Consider the following 24,778-nt stretch of genomic DNA (forward strand, 5'->3'; position numbering starts at 1 on the left):
GATGAGTACACGAAACTTCACTGCTGCACAGGTCGCCGCGATCACCGGCGCCGCACGCGGCATTGGGCTGGGAATCGCCGAGCGGCTGGCTCGCCAGGGTGTGTTTGTCTATCTGCTGGACCGCGACGAAGCTGCACTGGCCGCCAGCGTCGAAGCTTTGACGGCGCAAGGCTTGAAGGTCGCCGGTATCGCGCTGGACCTGACCGAGGGTGAGGCCGTCAACGCAGCCTTTGCGCGGATCCACGATGCCCATGGTTCGCTCGATTTTCTGGTCAACAATGCCGGTGTGGTCAGAGACAAGCGTTTTCTAAGCATGACCGAGCAGGACTGGGATCTGGTGGTTGATACCAACCTGCGCGCCCAGTTCCTGTGCTGCAAGGCCGCTCTGCCCCTGATGCTGGAAAAAGGCTTTGGCCGTATCGTCAACATGTCCTCCAGGGCCTGGCTCGGCGGTTTCGGCCAGGCCAACTACTCGGCGGCCAAGGGCGGCGTGGTGAGCTTGACCCGCAGCCTGGCCATCGAGTTCGCCGCCAAGGGCATCACCGTCAACGCCATCGCGCCCGGCATCGTCGATACCCCGCTGTTCCAGAGCTTCGCCCCGGACGTTCAGGCAAAACTCAAGGAAACCGTGCCGGTAAAACGAATCGGAACCCCCGAGGACATCGCCAACGCCGTGTTGTTTTTCCTCGACCCGGCCAGCTCCTATGTTACCGGACAAACCTTGTATGTCTGTGGCGGACGCAGTCTGTCATCGGCCAGTGTCTGAGGTAATTGCCATGTCAGTAACAATGCAAATACAGGGGGCGGTTGCGCTGATAACGCTAGACCGCCCGCAGGCTTTGAATGCGCTGGACCTGGACTCGCTCCAGGCCCTGCGCGAGCATCTGGAGTACGTGCGCGACTGCCAAGAGCTTCGCGTCGCCGTCATTACGGGCGCCGGCGAGCGAGCGTTTTGCGTCGGTGCAGACCTTAAAAGTACCCGTTCCTCGTCCGCGTCCTACGCTCAGGCGCTGTTCCTGGCCAATGAGCCTGCTGCCGATGCCGGGCTGTACATCCGCCTGATGGACCTCACCGACCTCGATCTGCACAAGCCGCTGATTGCCGCTGTGAACGGTCACTGCCTGGGGGGTGGTTTAGAGCTGGCGTTGCAATGTGACCTGCGCATCGCCAGCAGCAGCGCGTCCTTCGGGTTGCCGGAGGCTGCAGTGGGCTCTATCCCTGCAGTCAGTGGCTTGCATAGGCTAATGCGTGCGGTACCGGCGGCCCATGCCATGCAAATGGCCTTGACCGGTCAACGTATCGATGCACACCAGGCCCATCGCATCGGCCTAGTTTCCGAGCTGCTTGATAGCCCAGAGGCATTGCTGGCACGCGCCATGGAACTGGCCGAGCACATTTCTCGACAAGCCCCCCTGGCGATACAAGCGCTGCAAACCTTGTCACGCAGCACGGCGCACCTCAGCGACCGCGATGCCCAGCGTTTGACCGAGTTGTATTGGGGCGTACTGCGCGATACCGAAGATCGCATCGAGGGCCGTCAAGCCTTTGCCGAGAAACGTGTGCCGCAATACAAAGGCCGCTAGGTGGCCCGAGGAGTGATCATGCAATTACACAATCCCTTTCTTCAGGGCCTGGGCGTCAAGTTGATCCGCTGGATGCCGGGAGAGGCCGAATTCCAGCTGCTCATTGCCGAGCAACATCTCAACCGCCAGGGCGCCTTGCATGGTGGGATGATCGCCACACTGATGGACGCGGCGTGCGGCTATGCAGGCTTGCACAGTGACGAGGGCGAAGCAGAGGTCCATGGACTCACCGCGATGTTGAACATTGCCTACCTGCAACCGGCATTCGAGGGAAGCGTTAGCGCATTGGGCCGGGTTCGCCGCGCCGGCAGGAGCCTCTACTTCGCCGAAGCCGAGCTTCTGTCCGACACCGGAACTCTTCTGGCCACCGCCCAAGGCACCTTCAAGAAACCCCGGGCGTCGATCCGAGGAGATAATCATGTTACGTAACGCACTGGACGGCCTCACCGTCCTCGATTTCACCCAGATCGCCGCAGGCCCTACGGCGACCATGCTGCTGGCCGACATGGGCGCGCGGGTGATCAAGGTCGAACCCCGCGAAGGTGAGTTGGGCCGCACCCTGGGGCCAGCCTGGGTGGGTGAAGACAGCGCGCTCTACCACGCTTTCAATCGCGGCAAGCAATGCATCGGCCTGGACCTCAAGCACCCCGACAGCATCGAGGTCATCAAACGCCTGGTGCTGCAAGCCGACGTGCTGATCGAAAGCATGCGCCCGGGCGTGATGACCCGGCTGGGCCTGGGCTATGAAACCTTGGCAGCACTCAAGCCCGACCTGATCTATTGCTCGATCTCGGCCTACGGCCAAGAAGGCCCCTATTCAGACCGGGCGGGTGTCGATGGGATTCTACAGGCCGATTCAGGCCTGATGAGCCTGATCGGCACGCCGGGCTCAGCCCCCTGCAAAGTGCAGGCGCCGGTGGTGGACGTGGTCACCGGCTACATGGCCTGCATGGCCGTATTGGCCAAATTGCACGCCCGTCAGCGTGATGGACTGGGCGGCCATTTGGATGTCAGCCTGATGAACTCGGCGCTGGCACTGCAACAGTCGTCCATCACCAGTTATCTGAGCGATGGCAAGCTGCCGACGCGCATTGGCAGTGGCGCACCCTACTCGGCACCCAACGAAGCCTTCCAGACCGAGGACGGCTGGCTGATGGTAGCGGCCTACAACGGCAACCGCTGGCCAACATTGTGCAAGGTTCTGAGCCACGAAGAATGGATCGCCGACCCACGCTTCGTCAGCTCCACGCAACGGGTCATCCACCGCGCCGAGATGTGCGCAGCGCTGACCGATGTATTCATGAGCAAGCCAACGACCCATTGGCTGCGCGTGTTGCATGAAGCGGACATTCTCTGCTCGAAGGTGGCCGACTACAGCGATCTGATGAAGCATCCGCAGCTCGCCAGCAATGGCATGCTGGTTGAGCTCAACCATCCTGTACATGGCGCCGTGCGCGTCCCGGGGTTTCCCATCAACAGCGTGCAGGCTGCGCAAACGCCCTATGCGCCAGCCCCGCAAAACGGTGAACATTCTCGCTCGGTACTGCGCGACTTTGCGTTTTCCGAAGCGCAGATCGCCGCGCTGGAGGCATCGCAGGCATTGCACTGTAGCGAACCCCTCTGATCGCCAGTGGCTAAACCCCGGGCCCTTTCTTCGCGATGCGCTGAAAGGGCCCGGGGTTTTTCTTTTCTGCAAAACACTCCGTTATTGAAACTCGCTGCACATGTCGCGGGCTTCTTCACGGTTTACGATGCATCATGGCCGACCGCCACAGGTACTGCTCGGAAAGCTGGGCCTGGATGGCCATGATAGCGGGATCCGCTTGATCACCTCAGTACTCGTCGAAGCAGGATTTCGGGTCACGATGCTGCCACTGTTCCAGAGCCCCACTGAACTGCTGGCGTCCAAGGACAGCGCCGGGCCGGTCGACCTGATCGGGTTTTCCAGCCTGGCGGGCGTGCACAACGAAATACTCTACGACCTGCTCGAACATCTGCGTCGGCGGCGCATCGACGTCCCCGTGGTGCTGGGCGGGATCATTGCGCAATCGGACATCGCCTCACTCACCAAGCAGGGTGTCAGTGCCGTCTTCGGTCCTGGGGACGATGTGCTGCCTAACAGTTGATGAGCCTTGTCGAGCAACAATCAGTTCAAGCCAGCGAACCGAATGCGGAAAGGTTCAGCGACGCCGAAACAACGGCCGCGGCTCAATCACCGAACGCCCATACAGCACGCTCATACCAGCCAGTCCTTTAAGGGCATCTTCAGAGGATTTGTCTTCACGCACGGCAAAGCTGGTGAAACCGCACTGGCGCATGTGGCTGAGCTGATCGCGCAGCACATCGCCAATTGCGCGCAACTCGCCCTCCCAGCCCAGCCTCGTGCGCAGCAGATAGGCCTGGCTGTAGCCGCGTCCGTCGCGAAAGCTGGGAAAATCCAGGGCGATAAGTGGCAATACATCCAGCCACATTTCAAGGCTTTCCAAATCGTCATCGGGGCCGAGCCACACGCCATCCACGCTGATTGTATGCAGCGCGCCTCTCTCCTGTCGTTGACGCCAACGCGCCAGTGGCAGGATCAGCGGGCCGGCCGGGAGTTCGCCCTCGATGTCGCGGATCAAGGTCCACTGGTCATCCAGAACATGGCGCGCACCGCCTTCGCACAACATCAGCAAGTTGTTCATGCCACGGCCTCCGCATGCTTGGGGTAGACCCGCTCCTTGAACGGCTCGATACCGATGCGGGAGAAGGTATCGATGAAGTTTTCATCGACTTCGCGATAGTCGACGAAGGTGTCGACGATGCGCTTGATAACATCCGGTATTTGCTCGGCGCTGAACGACGGGCCGATCACTTTGCCCAATGCCGCGGCTTTGCCCTGGGCGCCACCCAGGGTGATCTGGTACCACTCCATGCCGTTTTTATCGACCCCAAGGATGCCTATGTTGCCAATGTGGTGATGACCGCAGGCATTCATGCAGCCGGAAATGTTCAAGGTGAAATCACCCAGGTCATGCAGGAAGTCCAGATCGTTGAAACGCGCCTGGATCGCAGCGGTAATGGGTAGCGAACGAGCATTGGCCAAGGCGCAAAAATCGCCACCGGGGCAGGCAATGATGTCAGTCAACAAGCCCGCATTGGCGACCCCCAATCCCTGCTCGCAGGCCAGCGTCCACAGCGCGAGCAAATCGCTCTTGCGCACGTCCGGTAAAATCAGGTTCTGTTCATGAGCGATACGTATCTCACCGAAACCGAAAAGCTCCGACCAGTCGGCCACCGCCTCCATCTGCACTGCCGTCAAGTCGCCAGGTGGTGTGTCCGCCCCGGGTTTTGTCGACAGCACGACACTCACGTAGCCGGGGACTTTATGCGCTTGGGTATTACGCGATACCCAGCGTGCAAAGTCAGGAAAAGCCATCAGATCACTGCCAAAACTCAGTTCGGTATGACTCAGCGATTGATACGCTGGGACGACAAAGGCACGGGCGACGCGCTGGTATTCGACTTCAGTCAGTTGCGCGGGACCATCCTTGATCTGCTGCCACTCCTGTTCGACTTCAGCAGCAAAGGCTTCGATGCCCAGTGACTTGACCAGGATCTTGATTCGCGCCTTGTACTTGTTGTCACGTCGTCCGTGGCGGTTGTAGACCCGCAGCACCGCTTCGACATAAGACAGCAAATGCTCCCAGGGCAGGTCCTCGCGGATCTGCTGCGACAAGATCGGAGTGCGCCCCAATCCACCGCCGACCATCACCCGCAAACGCATATGGCCTGCTTCGTCGGCATACAGGTACAGGCCGATGTCGTGCATCATGATCGCCGCACGATCCTGTTTTGCGGAACAGATGGCAATCTTGAACTTGCGCGGCAGGTACAGAAACTCCGGGTTGATCGTCGACCACTGCCGCAGGATTTCGGCCAAAGGTCGCGGATCCATCAGTTCATCGGCCGCGACGCCGGCAAAGGCTTCGGTGGTGATATTGCGCACGCAATTTCCCGAGGTCTGGATCGCATGCATGTCCACTTGTGCCAGGTGCTGCAGAATCTCGGGTACCTGATGCAGCTCGATCCAGTTGTACTGCAGGTTTTGCCGGGTGGTGAAATGCCCGTAGCCGCGATCATAGTCGCGAGCGATTCGCGCCAGGGTGCGCAACTGCCGCGCCGACACAGTGCCGTAGGGAATTGCGACCCGCAGCATATAGGCATGCTTCTGCATATACAGACCGTTCTGCAGACGCAGCGGCAGAAACTCTTCTTCGCTCAACTCGCCCGCCTGATAGCGTTCGACCTGATCGCGAAACTGCTCTACGCGCTCCAGCACCAGTGCACGGTCGTAGTCGTCGTATTGATACATGCTCTGGTCCTCATCAGTGTTTGCCCTCTCACACGGGGCAACTTCGATGGGGCCAATATGCGCTTGCGCTGATATTCATTACAGAATCAGGTCATGCATAAAAAACCGGATCAGATCCGGCGGAATCCATCCGGTACTCGTGGCATATCTGATATCGTTTTTTTTAAAGTTTGGTGTGTCTGTTTTAACGCGGAGCAACCGCCACATCCCCCTCCAATACTCAAATCAATATGAGATGGCTTTTAATTGCTTATCTGATGCCGTCAATGAACCATGCACTCCCGTCGATATACGAAAACTCGTAGTCCCCGGCCGTCCAGGCGGTGATGAGTTTCCTCGTGCCCTGCGTTGAAAACTGAATCAGTACACAGTAAAGGATGTGCATTTTTACGGACGGCGTCCGCACTTTTTCAGGCTAGCGAGCGGGCCCGTCTTGCGACAAAAATGGGGTATCGAATGCCCGATCACTTTTTTATGCCCTTCGAGGATGTCAGTGACAGACCTGCACCCAAAACCAACGGTGGCTGTTTCCGTTTTATTGGCCATCGCACAGATTATGGTCTGGGGTGGTTCATTCTTTTTAATGGCGATGCTGGCAGGGCCGGTGGTCAAGGACACGGGCTGGTCGCAGCAATGGGTGTACGGTTCACTTTCGATAGGGATTCTGATCTCAGGGCTGCTGGCGCCGATGGTCGGCCGCGGGGTCGCCAGGACCGGTGGTCGACTGATCCTCGCAAGTAGTGGCCTCGTCATTGCACTGGGCCTGGTCTTGCTCGCCAGCGCACCCAACCTGCCCTGTTTTGTTCTGGCCTGGGTTGTGATCGGTGTCGGAATGGCTGTCGGACTCTACGACCCTTTGTTTGCCGCTCTGGGACAACGCTATGGAGACAAAGCTCGCGGCGCGATCACCCGGATCACGCTGATTTCGGGGTTCTGTACCACCATAGTCTGGCCGCTGATTGCCATCCTCATCGAGCGCTTCGGCTGGCGTGAAACCTGTTTGGTGTACAGCACCGGACTTGCGCTGCTGGTACTACCGATCTACCTGTTTGTGTTTCCCAAACACGTCCCCGCAACACAAACAACAACGGCTCACCCAGGCATCGAACAAGCTCTATCGAACGTGGCGCAAGAAAGGATGTTCAAGCTACTGACAGCAGGCTTCATCCTGGCCTCCGTGATCATGACCGCGATTTCGGTCCAACTGATCGCCGTGCTACAAGCGCAAGGCATCTCGCTCGCAGCAGCCCTGGGTATTGCCGCACTGCTCGGACCCAGCCAAGTGGGTGCCCGCGCCATCGATATATTCATCGGCAGGCAAACTCACCCGATCTGGAGCGCGTTAGGTTCTTCGGTTCTCGTCGCGCTTGGTCTGGTGTGCGTGATCATGTCACCCACGATGGCAGCATTGGGCATCGTGCTTTACGGCGCTGGTAGTGGCATTCGTTCCATCGTTCGCGGCACCTTGCCCCTGGCGCTGTTCGGTACACGTATCTACCCGATCATACTGGGCCGAATTGCTCGCCCCACATTGATTGCGCAAGCATTGACACCTTTGGCTGGGGGGTACTTGCAGGAGCGATACGGCGCAACGGTGACCATGATGGTCCTCGGTGGCCTCGCGCTAATCAATGTCGTTCTCGTGTTGATGTTGTTGATTGAGGTTCGCAAAGCGCCGAAGCCGAACAAAACCAGCGCTGCGAAGACAGCGCCTGATTGACGGGTGACGTGGTCCGTGGGGTTGTCAGCTTCGCAACCCCATGAACCTCGATGACCCACTCTTGGGAAGCGCGATCATCATCCCACTTATATCCCTTGGCCTCCGGACACTTCAATCCGCTGAGCGTTGACCCAGCGATTGTCCTCAGACAACAAACTCGCGATCATCGGTCCAATATCGTCCGGTAGCCCGGTGCGGCCGAGCGCGGTCATATCCGCGAACAATTTGTTGACCTCAGAATTGTCGCGGACGGCGCCGCCGCCAAAGTCAGTTTCGATTGCGCCCGGCGCCACAGTGTTGACCGCAATACCTCGGCCACCCAGTTCCTTGGCCATGTACACGGAAAGTATCTCGACCGCGCCCTTGACTGCTGCATAAGCGGCATAGCCAGGAAAGGAAACCCGCGTCAACCCGGAGGATAGGTTAATGATACGGCCGCCATTGGCGATCAATGGCAGCAGCGTCTGCGTTAAAAAGAAAACACCCTTGAAATGGACGTTGACCAGCCCGTCGAACTGCTCCTCAGTGGTCTGTTCGATCAGAGCGTAATCACCATGACCGGCGTTATTCACCAAATGATCGAATGTTTCGCGCTGCCAGATCTCGCGTAATGCCTTCTGAAGTTGCCCAGCGAATGGCGCGAAACCAGCAATTTTTCCGGTATCGAGTTGCAAGGCGATCGCCTTGCGCCCCAAGGCGTTGATTTCTGCGACGACAGCCTCAGCGTCTTCACCACGGCTCTGATAAGTAACAATGACATCACTGCCGTGGCGAGCGATGCTCAGTGCAGTGCTTCGGCCGAGCCCCCGGCTTGCACCGGTAACGATAGCAATCTTGGTCATGATGGATCCTCATCGTGCATTGATTAGCATGCAAAACGGAACAACGTCGGCCTAGCGATTATCCTCATGAATGGAGGCTGGATGCTGGCACATCGCATCTACCTCAATTGCCATGTAGGGATGTAGCGGTAATTGCATCAACAGGTCGTGCAATTCCTGAACGCTGTCGACGTCAAAGACGCTGTAATTGGCGTAGTGCCCGGCGATGCGCCATAGGTGGCGCCACTTCCCTTGCTGCTGCAGGCGCTGCGCCAAGGCCACCTCATCGGCCTTGAGCTGGGCGGCGAGTTCTGGGTTCATGTCGACTGGCAAATTCACGGTCATTTTCACATGGAACAGCATGATGCTCTCCTCAGGTTTGATGAACGGTAGTGGCTAGCTGCTTTCTCCCTTTAGCACGCTGTTTGACTCACACTAGCGCTGGCCATCAAGTGAACGCACGACCGCGTCGCACGATATCAGTCGATGGGCGTCCCCCAGTTCTTGCGCATGTTGCTGGCCCCAATCCTGGAGCGACGAAATCAGAGGTTCAAGACTCAATCCCAATGGCGTCAACGAGTAATCAACGCGTTGCGGCTCTTCAAGAGAGGTTTTTCGCCAAACAATGCCGTGTTCTTCGAGCGCCTTGAGCTGCTGGATCAGGACTTTCTGCGAGATGCCGGTAATTTGAGTCTCTATCTCGCACGTTCGCTTGGGACCCTCTAGCAATACATGGATGATGACTGCTTTCCAGCGTCCTGAAATGATGCCAAGGGTTCGCTCGATGGGTAGGCGGGGAAGCATTTTTGTAAGGGTCATAGGGCGATTTAATCTTGCATACCAAAGGGTGTGTAGATAGGAGAATAAGCTCTAACTAATCTGGTTCTCCAGTCCACTTTGGAGATAATTCAGATGTCCTCCTTGTTCAAGGCCTATGCACTAGGTACCCGCAAGCTGCAAAACCGCATCGTCATGGCCCCGATGACCAGATCACGCACCTCCACCGGGGACGTCCCCAATGCGCTTATGGCGGCCTATTATGCGCAACGAGTGAGTGCTGGCCTGATCATTACGGAAGCTACCGATGTCTCTGCGTATAGCAAGGGTTACGCTTGCACCCCAGGCATCTATACAGCGGAGCAGACTCAAGGTTGGCGCCTGGTAACCGACCGAGTCCATCTCCACGGCGGTACGATTTTTCTGCAAATCTGGCACGTCGGCAGAATGGCCCACCACACAATGCTACCTAACGGAGAGGCACCGCGTGGTGCGACCGATGAGCGGGCAGCACAATCCGATGTATTTATCTACGACAGCACAGGTACTGCGGTTTTCGTTCCCGCGGATACTCCGCGCAAGATTGAGACCGACGAGGTCGCAGGACTGCTCGATGAGTTCACGCTCGCCTTCAGAAATGCGAAAGCTGCCGAGTTTGATGGTGTGGAAATTCACGGCGCCAATGGTTATCTGTTCGATCAGTTCATGAACTCGAGCCTAAACACGCGTACTGATCAATTCGGGGGGCAGACACCCCAAACGCGAACGCGTCTGCTGCTGGATGTGGTCGACATTGCGATTCGGGAACTAGGGGCCGATAAGGTCGGCGTTCGTGTCTCCCCATTCGGAAAATTCAATAGCATGCCCTCTGATCCATTCGCAGAAGAAACTTTGCTTTACCTGTGCAGCGAGTTGAATCGCCGTGAAATTGCCTATCTGCATGTCGTCTACCAACCGTTACCAGCAGGCAACACTGTGGACAGCGAGTTCAACGAAAATAATCTCAGTGACGAATTGGTGCGCGAGGTCCGTAAAGCCTTTCAGGGAACATTGATCTGGTGTGGAGGATTTGACCAACAAGCGGCTCAGGCGGCAATGGATGACGGTTGGGCAGACCTGATTGCTTTCGGCAGACCTTTCATTGCCAATCCTGACTTGGTGGATCGTATGAGAAACAATTGGCCGCTTGCTGAGGCTCCTCATTCCGCCTTCTATACACGCGACGGTGAGAAGGGCTATACCGACTTTCCATATATCGAATAAGTCGTTACGCGTCCGCCAAATCACACCTTGCGTGAATAACCGATCAATCTCTCAGCCAATGAACGTCGCTGCAAGACAATGAAGACCAAAAGCGGTTTCACACATTCTGAGTTCAGGGTGAACAAACACTCGATACTTTCAATGCTGGGATTTTTGGATTGGCTGCGAAGTCGGTAGTAGAAAGTAAGGATTGGTAAGTGCGGCCAACATCGGCGCTCATATAGCTGTTGGGGCCGCATCAGTGATCCCAGCAGCCACTTGCCGACTATCCAGTGGCATGATAGAGATGCCTTGAGCGAGATGACGGCGCACTTGTCGCTTAGACGTCCGCTTAAAAAGGCTAGAGATAGTGTCCTCTTTGCAAAGCAGGCAGAGACCACAGCTTTTGCATCCCCGGGTGATTCTACGGAGCTTGGGCAAGGTAACGAGCAACGTTATAAATCACTGCTTTGGTTCAGTCGGTGTTAGATCTCAGAGATTCAGGCGCTTGCGATCAGCGATAACAGATGCGGTTCAACAAAGGACTTCTTTTGCACCGCTTGGACTCCATTCTTGATCGAGACGATTTCGGCCATCAGCGACAAGGCTATTTCCGGCGGAGTATGACTACCAATATGTAAACCAACAGGCCCATGCAATCGAGCAATTTCGTCCTCCGCCAACCCAAGCAACAGGAGGTTTTCTCGACGTTTGAGTGTGTTAACTCGAGAGCCAAGCGCGCCGATATAGAAAGCATCGGACTTCAGTGCGGTCAATAGTGCCATGTCATCCAACCTTGGATCATGGGTGAGCGCGACGATGGCAGTATGCGCATCAGGGACGATAGCTTGCACGGCATCGTCGGGCATTCCTGGAACAAAGCGGGCTCCTTCGTCCTCCCAGCCATAGGCGAACTCTTCTCGCGGATCGCAGATAAGGACGTCGAAATCCAGCATTCGAGCCATAGACGCCACGTAGCGGGACAGTTGTCCAGCGCCAATCAACAGCAGACGCCAGCGCGGCCCATAAACAGTCTTCAGTCGTTTTCCGTCGAACTCAAGGAGATCATCGCGCGTCGCAGCACCCAGTTTCGACTGACCTGTGCTTAACGACAGTTCACGACTCACAATTTCGTGCTTTTCGCAGCACGCCAACAGTTCTTCGACCCAGGACGGATCAGTTATCCGTTCTTCGGTTAACCGTAACGTGCCTCCGCAGGGCAGTCCAAAACGAGCCGCTTCTTCCCTGCTCAATCCGTAGGTGATCAGTTGTACGGGAACATTGAGCACATCTTGATCCCGTTCTGACTGACGACGCGCGATCAGATCATCTTCAATGCACCCTCCCGACACTGACCCGATCACCATGCCATCTTCGCGCAAGGCTAACATCGCGCCTGGTGGACGGGGTGCACTTCCCCATGTCTGGATGACCGTATAGAGCCAGACAAGATGTCCGTCGCGGCGCCATTGCAGGACGTTTTTCAAGACGTTGAGATCGACGCTGTCCATGGGGCCTCCGGACATACTTGAAGGATAGAGACTTAATTCAGGGTGGGAATGTGGCTGAAAACCCACGCTGAGCACTCAGAAAAAACACTCGCTGCTGCATCACAGCAGCGGGTAGTTTTGCCGCTATTGCGGGCAGTCAAACACTGGTGCTTGCGGTATGCCCCAACGCGGCCAACACTTTGGCCTCGGTGAAAGGTATTGATCGCAGACGCACTCCCGTAGCGTCGAACACCGCGTTACCGACCGCCGCACACACCACGGCCGCGGCAATTTCACCTACGCCCAGCGGAGGTTCCGTGGGACGTTCGATCAACTCAATTTCGATCTCCGGAACTTCCGGGAAGGTGAGGATCGGATAGGACGCCCAGTCGCGGCTGGTCACGGTCGACTGATCGAACTTGAGTTCCTCTCGCAAGGTCCGGCTGAGGGTTTGCACAATGCAGCCTTCGATCTGGTTGCGGGTCCCGTCGGGATTGATCACAAGTCCACAGTCATGAGTGACGTAGAACTTGCGCGCAAGGATCTTGCCGGTTTTTCGGTTTACCTCAACGTCCGCCACCATGGCCACGTAGGTTTTCGACAAGTCGTATTTGACGTAGGCCAATCCCCTCCCCCTTACCGTCTCGTCGGTACCGGCCGGGCGAGGATAAGCCCCTGCCTGCCACTTCGATATCGTTGCCAAACGTTGCAGCACCTCGGCACCACGCAAGTCGGTGGGATCGATGCTTTTGAGACGGATCGTCATCGGATCAATTCCTTCAACTGCTGCAATTTCGTCGAGAAAGCTTTCGTTGGCAAAAGTGTTCTGCATCCGTCCCGGGGAGCGAATCCATGCAGGACGAAACGGCGTATTGGCCAAGCGGTGACCTTGAGTGAGGATATTGGCGAAGCGGTAAGGAATGCCTGAGTTACCCATCACGCCGCCCGGCGAGATGAAGTCTTCGTGGGGCATGCCACTCAGGTTGGCAGCGATCAGCGCCACCGTACCCGGTTTGCCGTCCGGCACGAAAAAGTCGCTTTGCCACGCCGTCAAATGGTTGTCAGCGTCGAAACCGGCCTGCATATCGATGAGCGTCGGAGGCCCCTTCGGGTCCCACCCGTGTTCATCGGCACGCATCCATTGCACGCGCACCGGCTTGTTCATGATCTTCGCCAACAAAGCTGCATCTGCCGCTGCGTCCTCATGACCGTTGCGGCCATAACAACCGGCGCCTTCCAGGTAAATCGCGCGTACGTTTTTTGGATCAAGCTTGAACATCACCGCCAACTGCCTACGCAAGGCGTGGGTGCCCTGAGATGCAGTCCAGCAGGTCAGATCACCGTCCTTGAACTGGGCGATGGCACACGATGGGCCGATGGAGCCATGGGTATGAATGGCGAAGTCGTAGGTGGATTTCAACGTCCGATGTGCGCTGCCCAAAGCCGCACCGGTATCGCCAAAATTGCTGGAGACTTCGGTATTCGTCACGGGTGTAGCACGCACATGCTCCCAAAGCTTTTCCTGCTCAGGCAGTCCAGTCCAGTTCGTCCACGAAGCGCTGAGGGTTTTAGTCGCCTGTATCACTGACCATTCCGTCTTGCCCACCACTGCCAGGAAGTTTCCTTCGCGCACGACTTTCAATAGACCAGGAATGTCCTTGACCGACGCCTCATCAACGCTGACTAGCGTTGCCCCCATCGCTGGTGGCCGAATGACCCGGGCATGGAGCATCTCCGGCACCTTGAAATCCTGCATGTAGGTAAAGTCGCCGGTGACTTTTGGTGGAATATCACGACGCGCCGCGGACTTACCGATGCTCCGGTATTGCGTGGCATCTTTGAGCACCACGTTCGTCGCGATGGGCAAGTTCAACTGATCGCCGCCAACCAGTTCGCCATAGCTGAGGCCAGGTGCCCCAGGTGCGGTGGAGATCACGCCGTTGGTGACTTGCAAGCGATCAATGCCGACCTTCAAGCGCACGGCGGCTTTAGCTATCAATGCCTGACGGGCAGTCGCCGCAGCCTGGCGAATCTGCACCCCGCCATTGGTGATCGACATGCTGCCATATGTGGTGCCTTGATCCGGGGTCAATGCTGTATCACCCTGGATGATCGTGATCCGTTCAATCGCTACATCGAGTTCTTCGGCGGCCATTTGCGCCAGCGCGGTCTCAACCCCGGTACCCAGGTCAACTTTGCCGGAGAACACCGTGACCTGACCGGTTTTATCGATGGCTAGAAATCCGTCGACCTGATCGATGTCGACGCTTTTGTCCTGATTACCTGTTTGAGCAAGCAACTGAGCGGCTTGAGGTAGCAGGCTAAAGCCGACCACAACCGCCCCGCCCTTGAGAAACCCTCGTCGACTGCTTGAGATATCAAACATGTTGGCCTCCCTGCAACGATTCGGAGGCGCGTTTTATCGCGCGCAAGATCCGCACATGAGTGCCGCACTTGCATAAGTTATTGGCCAGTTCCTGGCGTATTTGCTCGTCGCTCGGTGTCGGGTTGCGATGCAGCAACGCCGCCGACTGCATGATCATGCCGTTGATGCAGTAGCCGCACTGCACTGCTTGTTCATCGATGAACGCTTGTTGCAGAGGATGCAAGGCGTCGCCTTCGGCCAAACCTTCAAGCGTGGTGACGCTGGAACCTACGACGGCGGATACAGGCATCAGGCAAGACCGCAACGCCTCTCCATTGAGCAATACCGTGCAAGCACCACACTGGCCCAAGCCACAGCCGAACTTAGGACCATGAAATCCAAGCTCATCGCGAAGAGCATATAGGAGTGGCATATTTGGATCATCAACTTCGACTGTAACTGTTTTTTGATTCACAACCAGCGATAGTGACTGACTCATGGTGCTCGCCTCTCTGCAAGAAAATGCCTGGTGACGTGCGCTCAATATACGCCTCACCCACCCAGCTGTTCACAACATGTGTTTCAGCTGAAACCGATTAAGTCGCCGCACATTTCAGCTGTTACCCACTGTCGTCAAAGACGAACCAGAAGGTTGCTTCACTGATACGTCATCCAGAGTTCGAACAATTCTCGCAGGCCAATAAGGGAGCTGGTAGCTGTTATTTATTCACATCGGATGTGAATAAATACCCATGCCGATAACTTGTCATAGCTACTCGCCATTGGCTTAAAATATATGCTGTGGTTGTTATATGTTTTTTCTGACCTCCTCACACGCTGGCGGACAACAGAGTGCGATCGCCACAGACGCACAACGTCTGACCGGTCACATAGCTGCTTAAAGGATTGACAAAAAAATCGACCGCATTGGCTATATCGTCAAGGGTGCCGATGCCCTTGACCGAGGCCGTGTTTTTGGGGCGGTCCTGCATATCTGCGGCAAAACGCTGGAATGATGGCGTATCGACGATGCCGGGCTCAATGGCATTGACCGTGACACCTTTCGCGGCGAATTCAATGTCGAGGCTGCGGGACAGGTTGACCACGCCACCTTCAATGTGGCATTGGCGCGCAGGCTGCGTGGCGCAGTCAACACCAAAAGTTGCGATGATTTGTTCATTTGACCTCCTGTTGTATCCGCCAGCACCAGATCGTTTCAGGAATGGTCGAACAACGAGCGTGACCGCTCAAACGATATGAAGACAGGAGTCAGTTGACAAAATATCAACTCAATACGGGGCGGTTGAATAAAAAAGGCGGGAGTTGCCTCCCGGCTTTTTTTGTGGAAATGAACATCACTCGATCAAGCGACCCTCGCAGACTTTGCCAAGCCGCCCAGCGCCAGCAGAGCACTGCTGGCAATAAAACAAGCCAAGGCAGTCACTCCCATTTCCAAACCAAAAAATTCAATGAGATAACCCGTGGCCACAGGAATGATGCCGGCTGGTATGTAACCGCCGATATTGAATATCGCATTCGCTTCAGCTCGGCGATTGGCCGACACATTATCGGCAATCAGCGTCAACCCGCCTAATTGCCCCAGACCTTGACCCGCACCGGCAAACAAAGCGCCTACCAGAAGCCACGCCGCAGAGCCAAAGTGCAGCGCAACCCACAGACTCAGCATGCTTAAAGTCGTCGAGAGCCCGCTGAGCAAAAACATTTTTTTAACGCTGAATGGCTTCATCGCAAATTGCACGAGCACCGCGGTAAGAAACATGAAAAACGCCATCACACCACTCAGGAGGGGTTGATTGGTATGTAAAAATGTCGCGAGCATCTTCGGTCCCAACGAAAGCACAAAAGACGTAGCTGTGATCCCGGGTCCGAAAAAGGTCACTCCCAGCAAGACAATACCGATGCTCTGCTTTGGTATAGAGGGAAGCTTGGGACGGAACGTTCCTGTACCCAACTTCCGATGGGGTTGGCGAAGAACGGCGACCAGCGCGAGCAACAACAGCAGGATTTCAGTGCTGAAGACCAGGCGAATCGGATCCGCGTAGTAGTGGGCTATTACCCCCGCTAACAAAGGTCCCGAGCCCGCCCCCGCGACCATGGCAACAGAGGCCATTAACGACGCGAAATGCTTACGATGGGACGAGGTCTGTTCAACTACATTGGCCATACCCGCAGAGACGACGATACCCACTGATACGCCTGTCAGGAAGCGCGCAAGCATCAGGACGAAGACGCTTTGAGCCGCCTCAAATAACACTGCGGCTGCGATGGCTATCACAATGCATGGCAGCAACATTGCTTTGCGCCCATAGTGATCCGAAAGTTGCCCAGCAACAATTAACGTCATTAACAACCCGAGAATGTAACATCCGAAAATAACAGTCAGTATTCCCGAAGCAAATCCTAATTCATCCTGCCAAATTCCATATAACGGTGTTGCAGCATTGGAAAGTATAAATATTGCCGTGATTACCCAGGCGGCCCGCATAACGCCCAGTGTGTTGTCAGCTTTCACTTCGATATTCATCGTTAACACTCCGCATAAATTCCCGTAGTGGAGACAGCATAAACAGTGCTCTTTGACCTACATATGCCCACGGGCGCGGAGTTCTTGTGCAAATTTTCACAAGCGTTGAGCGTTGATAATGAACCTCAGCGAGGCCAAGCGAGTGGATCTGCTAAATAATTTTCCAAAGAAAAACCCCGGCAATAATGTCGCGGTTGTGGTTTCAGATGCTTTTCCAGGCTCTTTTTCGTTCCGTTATCCCACTGACGATTGGTTTTTTCTCAATCTTCCAACGCCATAAAATCAGTTGAACAACCCTCTGCTTGCTTCTGTAATGAAATTCACCCTGCCTGCATCGTCTGCCGCGTAACGACAATAAAGGTTGACCCCACACTGCTCGCTTGTCGCCTCGAATTGCGAGATTTCTTTCAGAGAGAAATGACCATGTTTGAAAAAGTGAAGAGTTACGTCCACGGGAGATATTCGGAGCCGGTGAAAGGAGCGTATGTGGACAAAATCGATCCCCGAAGCGGGCTCAAACTCAGTGAAGTCGCCAACAGTGACGCACGCGATGTCGAGCTCGCTATCGAATCGGCATCCAGCGCATTGCAGGCGTGGCGCGATATGCGCCCAGCTGACCGTGGTCGTCTACTCAACGACTTGGCTCGCATCATTCGGCGCAGTGAAAGCACCTTGGGCGCGCTGGAGAGTGCAGACACTGGCAAGCCGCGCAGTGAGATGTCAACGCTAATGGATCTCACCGCCCAATACTTCGAGTTCTATGGCGGCATCGTGAATGTGATGGATGGCGAAGTGATCAACCAAGGCCCGAATTACCATGTTTACACTCGGCGCGATCCATTCGGGGTTATCGGCGTAATTCTGCCGTGGAATGCCCCGCTCCACCAGGCTGCACGAGCAATCGCGCCAGCGTTGGCCACCGGCAATGTCGTCGTTGCGAAACCCTCCGAGCATACCTCCGCATCATTGGTAGAGTTGGCGCGCATTGCCGTGGAAGAAGCCGGCATACCCGCTGGCGTTTTCAACGTCATCGTTGGAAAAGGCAGTGTCATAGGGCCGGTCATGGCCCGTCATCCTGATATTCGCAAGATCTCCTTCACGGGTGGGTTGCGAGCAGGTCAGGAACTGGGGCATATCGCCGCAGAGCGCATTCTCCCACTGACCCTGGAATTGGGCGGCAAGTCAGCCAATATTGTCTTTGACGATGCTGACCTCGATGCTGCGGCAAGGGGTTCGACCACTGCCTTCACATGGAACAGTGGTCAATGGTGCGCGGCCGGCACGCGCCTGCTGGTTCAGGAAAATATCTATGATCGTTTTGTGGAAAAGCTAGTCGCCGAAGTCGCAGCGCTGCGCGTCGGCCCGGAAGATGACGCCACTTCAGGCCCCATCACAACTCAGGCGCAATTCGAAAAAATCAAAAGCTATTTCGTCATCGCCGAACGCGAAGGTATGACGCTTGCTATCGGGGGCAAGGTGCTATCCCGGCCAGGACTGGATGAGGGGTGGTACATCGAACCTACGGTCTACACCCACGTCACTAACGATATGACGCTGGCTCGGGAAGAGATCTTCGGACCGATCGTGTGTGTCATACCGTTCAAGGATGAAGCCGACGCCTTGCGCATTGCCAATGATAGTGAGTTTGGATTGGGGGCCGGGATCTGGAGTCGGGACATCGGACGCATCCATCGCGTTGCAGGCAGACTGGAAGCCGGGCGAATCGTGGTCAACGAGTACAGCGGCGGCTTCGTGCAGACGCCCTGCGGTGGCTTCAAACAAAGCGGATATGGACGCGAACAGGGTGTTGATGCCCTGTCTCATTACACTCAATTGAAATCAGTGATTATCCGTTTGTAAGAACGGAGGTCGCTTATTCGCCCTCATACAGACAGGAGACTCCCATGCTGTTTCACGTACACATCCAGATCAACATTCCGCATGACGCGGACCAGGAAAAAATTCGAAACCTCAGCGCCCTGGAGGTCAAGCAGGCGCAAGAACTTCAGCATCAAGGGAAGTGGCTACATCTATGGCGGGTCGCTGGAAAATGGGCAAACGTCAGTGTTTTCGATGTCGACAGTATCGACGAGCTTCACGCAATCCTGAGCGCTCTGCCGCTGTTCCCCTTCATGGCGCTCGACATAACACCGTTGTGCAAACACCCTGCGGCCATAGGGTGAGGCAAAACCTCATTGGGAATTTTTGCAGAGGTGATAAGCAGCCGTGCCGAATTTCCAAGCAAAGTGCACCTCTGCAAGATAGACCTTGTCAACGCCAGATAAGGAACCTGATCATGAAAAAGAACCTGATTCCAGCCCTTTGCCTTGTCTGGCTGAGCGCAATACTTGCGCCTGCATTCGCAGCCACCGACAGTACGCTCGCCAGTACCGGCGAATACCTGGCGAGAGCCGGAGATTGCGCCGCCTGCCACACTGTCCCCGGGGGCAAGCCATTTGCCGGCGGGCTGAAAATGGTGACGCCCATGGGCGCTATTTACTCCACCAACATTACCCCTGATCGTGAATCCGGCATTGGAAGCTACAGCGAGGCCGAATTCATACGAGCGGTTCGCGGAGGCGTAGCCCAAGACGGCCATCGCCTTTATCCGGCTATGCCATTTCCTTCCTATGCGAAAATCAGCGACGAGGACATGCATACGCTCTATACCTGGTTCATGCAGGAAGTCCCCCCCGTCGCCCAGGCCAATACAGCGTCGGACATTCCCTGGCCGCTTAGCATTCGCTGGCCATTGATGTTCTGGAGTTGGACGTTTCTAGAGGATGAACGCTACACCGCGGTCCCACAGCAGTCTTCAGAATGGAACCGTGGCGCTTATCTGGTCCAATCCCTAGGGCATTGCGGTGCCTGTCACACGCCGAGAGGCATCGGTTTTCAGGAACTGGGCCTGGATCAAAACAGCCCTCGCTACCTGAGTGGTGCGCAGGTCGACCATTGGTTCGCTTCCAATCTGACCGGCAACCACAACACAGGGCTGGGTCGCTGGGACATCAAGGACATTGAAAACTTCCTGCGCAGTGGCGCTAATCGGCACGCGACCTCATTCGGCTCAATGACCGAGGTGGTCAACAACAGCAGCCAACACCTGACTGAACAGGATTTGCGTGCCGTCGCGGTGTACCTGAAATCCCTGCCCGGAGCCCGTGACGATGATGGAGCACACTTTGAACCGGGGGCGGGTCTGGCGACGAGCCTCAGTGATAATCGTGGCCGCCTGCTCTACGCCAACCATTGTCTTCAATGTCATGGCACCAACGGCCAAGGTCGAGCTCCTTGGCTGGCGCCGCTAGCAGGGAACCCCAATGTGCTGGAGCCGGATCCATCATCGTTGATCAACGTCACCCTTAATGGCACCCCCTTCATTGTGCTCCATGGCATCCCCTCCCCCTTCCCCATGCCCGGTTTTCGCACCGCGCTGAACGACCAGGACGTGGCCGACGTGGTTACTTATCTGCGCTCCGCGTGGCACAAGGAGGGTTCGAGCGTGACTGATGAACAGGTGAAAAAAATCAGGGACGTGACTCAAGGGGCACATTGATCGCGATCCAGCATGCTGCGGCTCACGCCAACAAGACGCGCGCCTGCCTCTAGCGCGTGTTTTGCTGCAGCCAAGGCTCATGCTGAACCTGAATCAGTTTTCGACAGAGCATCGCCACGGGATCGGTGCTGCGTGAAGGCGTTGATCGCGCTATTGCAAACTCAGTATTGAAGGCGCCCCTCGCAGACGCGAACAAGAAGGACGAAACCTGGAATGTCAAGTCAGGCTAGTGCCAGACATTAGTCCTTCAGTCAGCAACGACACCAAAGGCTGGACTAAATGCTGAGTACGAACATCATCGCCGATCACCGCCACTTCAGTGGTGGGCAGCGTTGGCAATTTTTCCGAAGGCTCGACAATTTTCATGCCTTCCTGCAGAAATGAAGTGCCAAGGGCGGTGATACCCAATCCGCCTGCTACGGCTGCTTGAACTCCAATCAGATTGCTGGCCAGACAGGCCGAAGTCCACTCGCGCCTTACCGAAGCCATCGCCTCGATCATGATCGCGCGGTACGCACATGGAGGTCGCATCATCACCAGGCGCACCGGCCGCGATGCTTCAATTTCATAATCCTTTGCGGCAATCCAGACCAGTGGTTCACGCCAGATGATTCTGCCTCGCTGGGCCGTGGCGCTGATCTTGCGTTTAGCGATCACCACATCCAGCAGTCCTGCTTCGTGGTCCGCCAACAAGTCGTTGCTGAGGCCAGTGGTGAGTTCCAGCTGAATATCCGGATAGAGCTTGCTGAAGCGTGAGAGCAGTCGTGGCAACTGGGTAGGCACCAGGTTCTCAGAGATGCCGAGACGCAGGACATTCACCCCCTCCGGCTCTCTGATTTCACGGACGAAATTGTCAAAGTGCACCATCATTTTGCGTGCGCCAACCAGAAGTCGTTCGCCCTCCGGGGTCAGGGTCAATGCACGACTGGTGCGCTCGAAAACGCGCATGCCAAGTACTTCTTCCAACCGGATGATTTTCTGACTCACCGCTGATTGCGATCGTGCAATCACCTCGGCCGCCGCCGTGAAGCTTCCCGTTTCTGCGACTGCGATAAACGCCCGAAGCAAATCGATATCAACGTCGCCCGCTTGCATGATGAATTCGCCTATCAACTAGATGCCATTAACTTTATGCGTTTGAATTATAGATAGCAAACTCCGAACATCGTACTTGTGATCATCCCCTAGGGACGTTTCACCGATTAATCCAGCGTCACCACTGAATGGGACGCCGAGCCCAAATTCCAGGAGATAGAAAATGCCTGACAATAAAGCTGTAGAAATTGTTGAAAGCTTCTGGCGCGAAGTCTGGCAGGCGAAAGATCCGCAGGCCGCCGCGCGCTTTGTTGCTGAAGACTTTGTCATTACCTCTGGCGGGGTCGATGTCGTCGGCCGTGAGGCCTTTATTGAGTGGATCGGAGTCTTTCTGTCGAAGATCGAAGATTTCACATTTGGCAGTATCGAGACGTTCCAGAACAACGAAGGTACTCGCGTGGCCTCACGGTGGAAACTCACCGGCAAGAACAAGGGCTTCATAGGCGCTCGCTCGTGTAGCAAACCTTTCGAAATGCTCGGTACTGCAGTTTGGGAAGTACGTTCAGACGGTCTGCTGGCGCACAACTGGGTAGAGCGCAATGCGCTTGAGGTTCATCGTGACGTTATCGGTCTCTAAGGTCGAATCGCTGCCTCAACACCCGACTTACCTCCCTCGGTTTCGTCCACGCAACGTACGGAGGGAGTCTTGATCAACGAGGTTATTGCAATGAAAAACCTGCTTCCATTGGCAGTTCTGGTGTTCTGTTCCACAGTCATGGCGGATCAGTTAACAGATGAACGCCATGTAGAAATTGAACCGTATCGCTATGCAATGCACCTGGACATCGCCAGTATGATTTCGATTACGACCCCGGCGGATAAGTGCAATGCCGCCCCCGTCACCTTGATCTACCGCGACTCCAGTGGACACATCAAAGGGCTTGAATACCTTTCGCTGTCAACAGATTGCGACGCCTTCGGCGGTTAACGGCCACACCCGCGCATCAAACGACCACTGCCCCTTGCGCCTCATCAAGTCTGCACCAACTCTGTGGTGCAAGCCATTTCGAATGGCTTTGAAGCAACGTCGAAGCGTTCAGAAGCTAGTCCATCACTCGGATCGAGGCGCCCAGTACTGCTCCGCTCATTATCAAGAAGTACACACAAAACATGGAATCACTTGCTCAATGACCGACGGTTGACGCTCGTGATGAATGGGACGGCGCAGCGGATCTAGTCATCGATTACGGCTTCTGCCTGCTGGCAGTGACCAAGGCGCTTCAAGTTGCGCTGATCGCCCCTTACACCATCGAACTTGTCCCATCCGATGGTCGACACTGTCGGAAGGGTTGGATTTTCCTCCCGGAGCGCTCATGAACCCGATGGCGTATCTAGTACTCTGCCTACAACTGTTGACACCGCCCCATGCTGCTCGTCCTCCGGAAATCGTGATGGATACGAGAACGATCCTGCCTTGGGCGGGCTTCGGTCATCCTCCAGATCCCCTGCACCCGGATACACGATAAACCTTGTTTCAGCCATCCTCGATGCTAGAAGCAAACGCCTCTGGCCTGCTCACACATGCCAGAGGATTTGGTGGCTGGCCTACCCCGCCACGAAACGTCGTTTCCGTGAGGTGCCTTCAAGCGCTCCTTCGATAATGTGCTGCACCAGGTACTCCGCGTCCCGCGCTACACCCGAGAAACGTCCTGACCCCCAGGTGTACAACCACGGCAATCCAAGAAAGTACAAACCAGACTGTGCCGTCACTCCGCGTTGGTGCCCGGGATGGCCACGCCCATTGAAGACCGGTGCCTCGACCCAAGTGAAATCCGGACTGAAGCCTATACACCAGATGATGCTGGTGATGCCCTCGCTAACTAGGTCCAGCTCGCTACGCTCCTGCACGGGTACCCAACTCGGCTGGTAGCGCTCGCCGGGAGGCGCATCAATCCCGTGTTGCTCGATGTACTTGTCGATCGAGCCGTTGATCCGGTTGTAGACCGCATCAGCGTTGTCCAGATTCTCGGTCAGGTTGTTGGCGAATTGCAGGCGCGTGCCTTGCAAGCCGTCAAGCCGACCGAACAACTCCATGCCTTCGCGGGCAAAGTTGCGCAGGTCAATATCACGGCCACCATCGCGACCGGTCACGTAGTGGTTGGTGTTGTCGCGCACGCCTTCACGCAATGGATGGGTATCAACGCCAATCTCGTAGTAACCCATTTCCGCCAGCCAATCGACTACGTCCTTGCCCCGGTAGAAACGTGCGCAACGTGGCGCATCACCGACAGCCAGATAGACTTTGCGCCCGGCCAGGTGCAAGTCCTCGGCGATTTGCGCACCCGACTGCCCGGAGCCAACGACCAGCACATTGCCGACGGGCAAGGCCTGCGGATTGCGGTATTGCTCGGAGTGAAGCTGATGAATGCCCGCCGGCAAGCGTTCGGCCAGGCGCGGGATGATCGGTGTGTGATAACCGCCCGACGCGACAATCACCTGATCGGCGGTGAATTCGCCTTGCGAGGTATGCACCTCGAAACCACCTTGGGTTCGAGGCACCACGCGCTGGACCGTGACACCTTCACGGGCCGGGGCATTGACCGATTTGACGAATCCGGCGAGGTATTCGTTGATCTCGTCCTTCTTCATGAACCCATGAGGATCGCTGCCGTTGAAGCCATCTGTGTAACTGTAGCCCGGCAATGCGCATTGCCAGTTGGGCGTTACCAGACTGAAGGCATCCCAGCGCTGATTGCGCCAGGTGTGGGTCAGGCTGTGTTTTTCCAGGACCAGATGATCGATGCCCTGCTGTTGCAGGTAGTAGCTGGCGGATAACCCGGCCTGGCCGCCGCCGACGACGATCACGCTGTGGTGTGGAGTTTTGATTGAAACGAGGTGGCTGGTCATGGGGTGCTCCGTACTGGGTAACGACAAGGGTTAAGGGAATGAATCAGAATGAGCTCCAGCCCGCACCGATCACTTGGCCTGCGCCTTCGGTACGCATGCTCAGAATGTCCACCTGGCCATCGGCGAGGGCTGGATCGACCAGATAACTGGCCTGGCCCTTGAGCGAACTCAAGGTGTCCATCGCCGAACTGCAATAGAAACCCTTGACCTGCTTGACCCGTTCCGAGGCATTGTCCAATGCGCTTTCGATGCGTTGCAGAAAGTCCGTCAGCGGGTAACTGGCGCCCTCCTCCAGGTATTCATAGATCACGGTCGAAGGCGAATAACCGGTCGCTTCCCGGCCATTGGGCCAGCGGATTTTGAAATTGACGGCGGGCATG

At 56.2% G+C, this 24,778-nt stretch carries 26 protein-coding genes and 1 pseudogene; 14 read left to right on the forward strand and 13 right to left on the reverse strand.

Annotation, left to right across the window (positions count from 1 at the left end):
* Window position 1 precedes the first annotated feature (1 nt).
* The 5 genes from AC1DKH_RS01375 to AC1DKH_RS01395 all read left to right on the forward strand — a co-directional run bounded on the left by AC1DKH_RS01375 (window position 2) and on the right by AC1DKH_RS01395 (window position 3,709).
* A complete protein-coding gene (locus AC1DKH_RS01375) occupies window positions 2–766 on the forward strand; it encodes an SDR family NAD(P)-dependent oxidoreductase (RefSeq protein WP_477797188.1) in 765 nt (254 codons plus the stop codon).
* A 10-nt stretch (window positions 767–776) separates the two neighbouring features.
* Window positions 777–1,583 carry an enoyl-CoA hydratase/isomerase family protein gene (locus AC1DKH_RS01380; RefSeq protein WP_477797189.1) on the forward strand — a complete coding sequence of 269 codons (807 nt, stop codon included), beginning with the start codon at window positions 777–779 and terminating at the stop codon, window positions 1,581–1,583.
* 18 nt (window positions 1,584–1,601) lie between these two features.
* On the forward strand, window positions 1,602–2,012 hold the full coding sequence (locus AC1DKH_RS01385; RefSeq protein ID WP_477797190.1) for a PaaI family thioesterase: 411 nt from the start codon (window positions 1,602–1,604) through the stop codon (window positions 2,010–2,012).
* Complete coding sequence (locus AC1DKH_RS01390) at window positions 2,002–3,207, forward strand: CaiB/BaiF CoA transferase family protein (protein ID WP_477797191.1); 1,206 nt, start codon at window positions 2,002–2,004, stop codon at window positions 3,205–3,207. The genes AC1DKH_RS01385 and AC1DKH_RS01390 overlap by 11 nt, the downstream gene beginning before the upstream one ends.
* 127 nt (window positions 3,208–3,334) lie before the next feature.
* Window positions 3,335–3,709, forward strand: coding sequence for a cobalamin B12-binding domain-containing protein (locus tag AC1DKH_RS01395; protein WP_477797192.1), 375 nt, complete (start codon window positions 3,335–3,337; stop codon window positions 3,707–3,709).
* 54 nt (window positions 3,710–3,763) lie between these two features.
* Here AC1DKH_RS01395 and AC1DKH_RS01400 read toward each other — a convergent pair whose 3' ends face one another.
* Together AC1DKH_RS01400 and AC1DKH_RS01405 are read right to left on the reverse strand one after the other, a co-directional pair.
* On the reverse strand, window positions 3,764–4,267 hold the full coding sequence (locus AC1DKH_RS01400) for a DUF934 domain-containing protein (RefSeq protein WP_477797193.1): 504 nt from the start codon (window positions 4,265–4,267) through the stop codon (window positions 3,764–3,766).
* Window positions 4,264–5,937, reverse strand: a complete 1,674-nt coding sequence (locus tag AC1DKH_RS01405; RefSeq protein ID WP_477797194.1) for a nitrite/sulfite reductase — start codon at window positions 5,935–5,937, stop codon at window positions 4,264–4,266. Before AC1DKH_RS01405 ends, AC1DKH_RS01400 begins: the two co-directional genes overlap by 4 nt.
* Window positions 5,938–6,493: 556 nt before the next feature.
* Here AC1DKH_RS01405 and AC1DKH_RS01410 point away from each other — a divergent pair.
* The gene (locus tag AC1DKH_RS01410) at window positions 6,494–7,657 is read left to right on the forward strand and encodes an MFS transporter (protein WP_477797263.1); all 1,164 of its coding nucleotides are present in this window, start codon (window positions 6,494–6,496) and stop codon (window positions 7,655–7,657) included.
* Between the two features lie 86 nt (window positions 7,658–7,743).
* Here AC1DKH_RS01410 and AC1DKH_RS01415 read toward each other — a convergent pair whose 3' ends face one another.
* From AC1DKH_RS01415 to AC1DKH_RS01425, 3 genes are all read right to left on the reverse strand, one after another.
* Window positions 7,744–8,499 (reverse strand): SDR family oxidoreductase, encoded by a 756-nt coding sequence (locus AC1DKH_RS01415; RefSeq protein WP_008017997.1) that lies wholly within the window; start codon window positions 8,497–8,499, stop codon window positions 7,744–7,746.
* Between the two features lie 51 nt (window positions 8,500–8,550).
* Window positions 8,551–8,841 (reverse strand): muconolactone Delta-isomerase, encoded by a 291-nt coding sequence (gene catC / locus AC1DKH_RS01420; RefSeq protein WP_477797195.1) that lies wholly within the window; start codon window positions 8,839–8,841, stop codon window positions 8,551–8,553.
* A gap of 72 nt (window positions 8,842–8,913) precedes the next feature.
* Window positions 8,914–9,297 carry a winged helix-turn-helix transcriptional regulator gene (locus AC1DKH_RS01425; RefSeq protein WP_477797196.1) on the reverse strand — a complete coding sequence of 128 codons (384 nt, stop codon included), beginning with the start codon at window positions 9,295–9,297 and terminating at the stop codon, window positions 8,914–8,916.
* A 93-nt stretch (window positions 9,298–9,390) separates the two neighbouring features.
* On the opposite strand from AC1DKH_RS01425, the gene AC1DKH_RS01430 reads away from it, so the two are divergent.
* A complete protein-coding gene (locus AC1DKH_RS01430) occupies window positions 9,391–10,518 on the forward strand; it encodes an alkene reductase (RefSeq protein WP_477797197.1) in 1,128 nt (375 codons plus the stop codon).
* 479 nt (window positions 10,519–10,997) lie between these two features.
* Here the strand turns inward: AC1DKH_RS01430 and AC1DKH_RS01435 are convergent, their stop codons facing one another.
* The 5 genes from AC1DKH_RS01435 to AC1DKH_RS01455 all read right to left on the reverse strand — a co-directional run bounded on the left by AC1DKH_RS01435 (window position 10,998) and on the right by AC1DKH_RS01455 (window position 16,897).
* Complete coding sequence (locus tag AC1DKH_RS01435) at window positions 10,998–12,008, reverse strand: XdhC family protein (RefSeq protein WP_477797198.1); 1,011 nt, start codon at window positions 12,006–12,008, stop codon at window positions 10,998–11,000.
* 136 nt (window positions 12,009–12,144) lie between these two features.
* On the reverse strand, window positions 12,145–14,373 hold the full coding sequence (locus tag AC1DKH_RS01440) for a xanthine dehydrogenase family protein molybdopterin-binding subunit (protein WP_477797199.1): 2,229 nt from the start codon (window positions 14,371–14,373) through the stop codon (window positions 12,145–12,147).
* The gene (locus tag AC1DKH_RS01445) at window positions 14,366–14,851 is read right to left on the reverse strand and encodes a (2Fe-2S)-binding protein (protein WP_477797200.1); all 486 of its coding nucleotides are present in this window, start codon (window positions 14,849–14,851) and stop codon (window positions 14,366–14,368) included. Before AC1DKH_RS01445 ends, AC1DKH_RS01440 begins: the two co-directional genes overlap by 8 nt.
* Before the next feature lie 331 nt (window positions 14,852–15,182).
* Window positions 15,183–15,458, reverse strand: a complete 276-nt coding sequence (locus AC1DKH_RS01450) for an SDR family oxidoreductase (RefSeq protein WP_477797201.1) — start codon at window positions 15,456–15,458, stop codon at window positions 15,183–15,185.
* Between the two features lie 257 nt (window positions 15,459–15,715).
* On the reverse strand, window positions 15,716–16,897 hold the full coding sequence (locus tag AC1DKH_RS01455) for an MFS transporter (protein WP_477797202.1): 1,182 nt from the start codon (window positions 16,895–16,897) through the stop codon (window positions 15,716–15,718).
* Window positions 16,898–17,015: 118 nt separating this feature from the next.
* Between AC1DKH_RS01455 and AC1DKH_RS01460 the strand changes: the two genes are divergently transcribed.
* The 4 genes from AC1DKH_RS01460 (at window position 17,016) to AC1DKH_RS01475 (ending at window position 20,456) form a co-directional block, all read left to right on the forward strand.
* Complete coding sequence (locus AC1DKH_RS01460) at window positions 17,016–17,177, forward strand: hypothetical protein (RefSeq protein WP_477797203.1); 162 nt, start codon at window positions 17,016–17,018, stop codon at window positions 17,175–17,177.
* A 143-nt stretch (window positions 17,178–17,320) separates the two neighbouring features.
* Window positions 17,321–18,757: an aldehyde dehydrogenase family protein gene (locus tag AC1DKH_RS01465; RefSeq protein WP_477797204.1), complete on the forward strand. Its 1,437-nt coding sequence runs from the start codon at window positions 17,321–17,323 to the stop codon at window positions 18,755–18,757.
* A 44-nt stretch (window positions 18,758–18,801) separates the two neighbouring features.
* Window positions 18,802–19,080 carry a muconolactone Delta-isomerase gene (locus AC1DKH_RS01470; RefSeq protein ID WP_477797205.1) on the forward strand — a complete coding sequence of 93 codons (279 nt, stop codon included), beginning with the start codon at window positions 18,802–18,804 and terminating at the stop codon, window positions 19,078–19,080.
* 113 nt (window positions 19,081–19,193) lie between these two features.
* Complete coding sequence (locus AC1DKH_RS01475) at window positions 19,194–20,456, forward strand: c-type cytochrome (RefSeq protein WP_477797206.1); 1,263 nt, start codon at window positions 19,194–19,196, stop codon at window positions 20,454–20,456.
* Window positions 20,457–20,672: 216 nt separating this feature from the next.
* Here AC1DKH_RS01475 and AC1DKH_RS01480 read toward each other — a convergent pair whose 3' ends face one another.
* Window positions 20,673–21,551: a LysR substrate-binding domain-containing protein gene (locus AC1DKH_RS01480; protein ID WP_192409343.1), complete on the reverse strand. Its 879-nt coding sequence runs from the start codon at window positions 21,549–21,551 to the stop codon at window positions 20,673–20,675.
* A 163-nt stretch (window positions 21,552–21,714) separates the two neighbouring features.
* Here AC1DKH_RS01480 and AC1DKH_RS01485 point away from each other — a divergent pair, with 163 nt between their 5' ends.
* From AC1DKH_RS01485 to AC1DKH_RS01495, 3 genes and pseudogenes are all read left to right on the forward strand, one after another.
* Window positions 21,715–22,128: an ester cyclase gene (locus AC1DKH_RS01485; protein WP_477797207.1), complete on the forward strand. Its 414-nt coding sequence runs from the start codon at window positions 21,715–21,717 to the stop codon at window positions 22,126–22,128.
* 69 nt (window positions 22,129–22,197) lie between these two features.
* On the forward strand, window positions 22,198–22,479 hold the full coding sequence (locus tag AC1DKH_RS01490) for a DUF2790 domain-containing protein (protein WP_477797208.1): 282 nt from the start codon (window positions 22,198–22,200) through the stop codon (window positions 22,477–22,479).
* A 76-nt stretch (window positions 22,480–22,555) separates the two neighbouring features.
* Window positions 22,556–22,690, forward strand: a pseudogene (locus tag AC1DKH_RS01495) (IS3 family transposase); the annotation flags it as partial.
* 406 nt (window positions 22,691–23,096) lie between these two features.
* Here the strand turns inward: AC1DKH_RS01495 and AC1DKH_RS01500 are convergent.
* Window positions 23,097–24,398 (reverse strand): MSMEG_0569 family flavin-dependent oxidoreductase, encoded by a 1,302-nt coding sequence (locus AC1DKH_RS01500; RefSeq protein ID WP_477797209.1) that lies wholly within the window; start codon window positions 24,396–24,398, stop codon window positions 23,097–23,099.
* Window positions 24,399–24,441: 43 nt separating this feature from the next.
* Window positions 24,442–24,777 carry an MSMEG_0570 family nitrogen starvation response protein gene (locus AC1DKH_RS01505; protein ID WP_477797210.1) on the reverse strand — a complete coding sequence of 112 codons (336 nt, stop codon included), beginning with the start codon at window positions 24,775–24,777 and terminating at the stop codon, window positions 24,442–24,444.
* Between the last annotated feature and the right edge of the window lies 1 nt (window position 24,778).

Source organism: Pseudomonas sp. 05L36 (assembly GCF_056398125.1).